The 2,626-nt window shown below is 42.9% G+C and carries 3 protein-coding genes; 2 read left to right on the top strand and 1 reads right to left on the bottom strand.

Annotation, left to right across the window (positions count from 1 at the left end; translation table 11 throughout):
* Nucleotides 1-1,679 (top strand): AAA family ATPase (locus F557_RS20405; RefSeq protein WP_019003113.1); only part of this gene is annotated, 1,679 nt, incomplete at its 5' end.
* Between the two features lie 312 nt (nucleotides 1,680-1,991).
* On the opposite strand, the gene F557_RS0115415 is transcribed toward F557_RS20405, so the two are convergent.
* Nucleotides 1,992-2,252, bottom strand: coding sequence for a hypothetical protein (locus F557_RS0115415; RefSeq protein ID WP_157617923.1), 261 nt, complete (start codon nucleotides 2,250-2,252; stop codon nucleotides 1,992-1,994).
* Nucleotides 2,253-2,395: 143 nt separating this feature from the next.
* Here F557_RS0115415 and F557_RS20400 point away from each other — a divergent pair.
* The coding region (locus F557_RS20400) for a death domain-containing protein (RefSeq protein WP_044143722.1) at nucleotides 2,396-2,626 on the top strand (231 nt) is incomplete at its 3' end.

Genomic DNA, 2,626 nt, shown 5'->3' with positions numbered 1-2,626 from the left:
TGTTTAAGGAATCAGCTACCAATGCCTTTCTCATTATGAGACCGAGGCGTTTCGGTAAAACGCTAACCATGTCCACCTTCTATGACTTTCTGTCTCTGAATATCGAAAATCCCGGTGATGTGTCATTTCAGGAGAAGTGGTTCAAGGACACCAAGATTTTTGAAGATAAGGAATTCTGCAGTGAATACATGGGCAAGTTTCCGGTAATCTTTGTGTCGTTTAAATCCATCGTTCATCAGAATTTTAACGATGCGTATAATCAGTTTGCTACGCTGATATACAGACTGGCACTGCAGTTTGAATATCTGGCCACCAGTAAGGAATTATCCGATAAGCAGAAGGAACAGTATGCCTGTCTGAGTAACTATGAAAAGCTTACAGACAGAACCAATAAATCTTATCTGACAGGATCCCTTCAGACGCTTTCCTGTCTTCTTAAAGCGCATCATAAGATAAAACCAGTTATTCTGATTGACGAATATGATGTGCCTATTGCCAAAGCAGCATATCATGGCTACTACGATGAAATGATAGATCTTATCAGTCCTTTCTATAACGACACCTTGAAAACAAATACGTATCTGGACAGAGCCGTGCTTACCGGGTGTTTAAGAGCAGCCAGGGAAAGTATTTTTACCGGGCTTAATAATCTTCTGGTCTGTTCGGTTCTTGATTCCGGAGATGATGATCTATCCACTGGAATAGGCTTTACCAAGGAAGAAACTCAGGAAGTTCTCGCATACTACGGACTTTCAGACTATTACGAAGAGGCAGGAAACAATTACGACGGGTACCATTTTGGAACAACTCACATGTACTGCCCGTGGGATGTCATGAACTTCTGTAATGACAACTACAGAAAACTGAGTAAAGACAAAAATCTCGTTCAGGCCGGCAACTACTGGATAAATACCAGCGGTAACGATGTAATCGAAGAATTCATGGGTTTTATAGAGCCGGATGACGTTGATAAGATGCAAAGCCTTCTGGATGGGAAATCCATTATCGCAGAAGTAAGAGCGGCGCTGTGCTACGGTGATTTGCAGAACCATGACATAAATGACTTCTGGACTCTGCTGCTTTATACCGGGTATCTCACCTTTGATCCTACATACCGTTCATCAAAAAAGAATGAATATAGCCTATACATTCCTAATGAAGAAATAAGAGACTGTTTCAGAGATAAAATTCTTGCGTTTTTTAAGACCAATTCCGTCATGAAAGCCAGTACCGGTGAATTGGTAAAAGGTTTGTTTGAAGGTGATGCCGAAAAGGTTCAGGACAACCTTAACACGCTCCTTGGCAAATACGTTTCAATCAGAGATTTTTCAGTCAATGCTCCGAAGGAAAACTATTACCACGGTTTCATGAACGGACTACTGGTCAATGGCACGTCTCTCATTGCAGAGCAGAAATCCAATTTTGAGTCAGGAAACGGCTATATCGATTTGATAATCAAGTCTCTAAAGAACAGAGGCGTTATCGTAATTATGGAACTTAAGCAGACTTCAGATGAAAACGAAGATAAAGTGCTTATTGCTCAGGATGCCGTTGAGCAGATAATTCAAAAGAAATATGCCGATCCGTACATTAAACGCAACGACATCAAAGCTGTTCTTACTTATGGCATATGCTTCTGTAAAAAGGAATGTGTCGTTGTTGAAAGAAAGCTGAAATAAAATGTTCGATCATGGCAATCGAGTCAAAGACAACTTGATCGGTAGTGACCGACCAAGTTACCGACTAAGATCTCGATTAAGTGATTGTTAATCTTTCTTATAGAACTCGGTGACGTAACCTGCCGCATCAAGAATTAGCCCGTCAGCCCATGGTGGCGTACGTCTCATCTGGTCACAATACAGCATCGAGGCTCATTCGCGGATTGGCTTCAATAACCAGTTCATCGTGAATATGCATCACGATGCTGCAGTGCTGTAGCGTCTGCATGGCGTAGCACAGGATGTCCCTGGCGATGGCCTGCACGATGTTTTCTACAAACTTTGGTCCGCAGCTTTTTCAATACGTTCCCATTTCTTGGTCGCACCAATACCTTCATAGGTAACACTCTCACCGCCAAACTGGTTCATGCCTATGCGGGGTTTTACGTTTTTACCCGCCCCGGCTTCAAAGCAATCCCTCTGACTGAACGAATCCGGGACGAATCGGTCCGGATTAACTGATAAAGGTTCCGGTAAAGCGGATTGGAAATCTTGAAACAAAAAGTCTTCAAACATTGATGTCAGCGCTTTCATCCCCGGCCGGCAGAGAGACGTGAATGCGAAAAGCGCTCTGACAGTCATTGCCGATTATCATTCGTTGCCGGAGAACTCCCGTTTCTGCCGGGCTTTCGAGAGGGGGATGCGGACATAATCCTGGACACCTAAAGAGGTGATCTATGGCATATACCGTCCAGCAAATCAAGGCGGCTTTAAAGCTTTATGACAGACTAAAAAAAATTGTTCCAACCGTTCGTCAATTAGGTTATCCAACTGCTCATACCCTGTATGAATGGATTAACCAGAGAGAAGCAACAGGAGGTAAATTTCCTGATATCGAACCATTAGGAGTTAGTAAACGTCACCTAAAGGTGAAAATGAATCATGATGGTTTCTCTGCCGAGCATAAG

This window comes from Succinimonas amylolytica DSM 2873 (assembly GCF_000378405.1).
GTDB classification, from domain to species: Bacteria; Pseudomonadota; Gammaproteobacteria; order Enterobacterales; family Succinivibrionaceae; genus Succinimonas; species Succinimonas amylolytica.
Note: the sequence above shows the minus strand (reverse complement) of the source record. Positions and strands in the feature narration are given on the sequence as shown.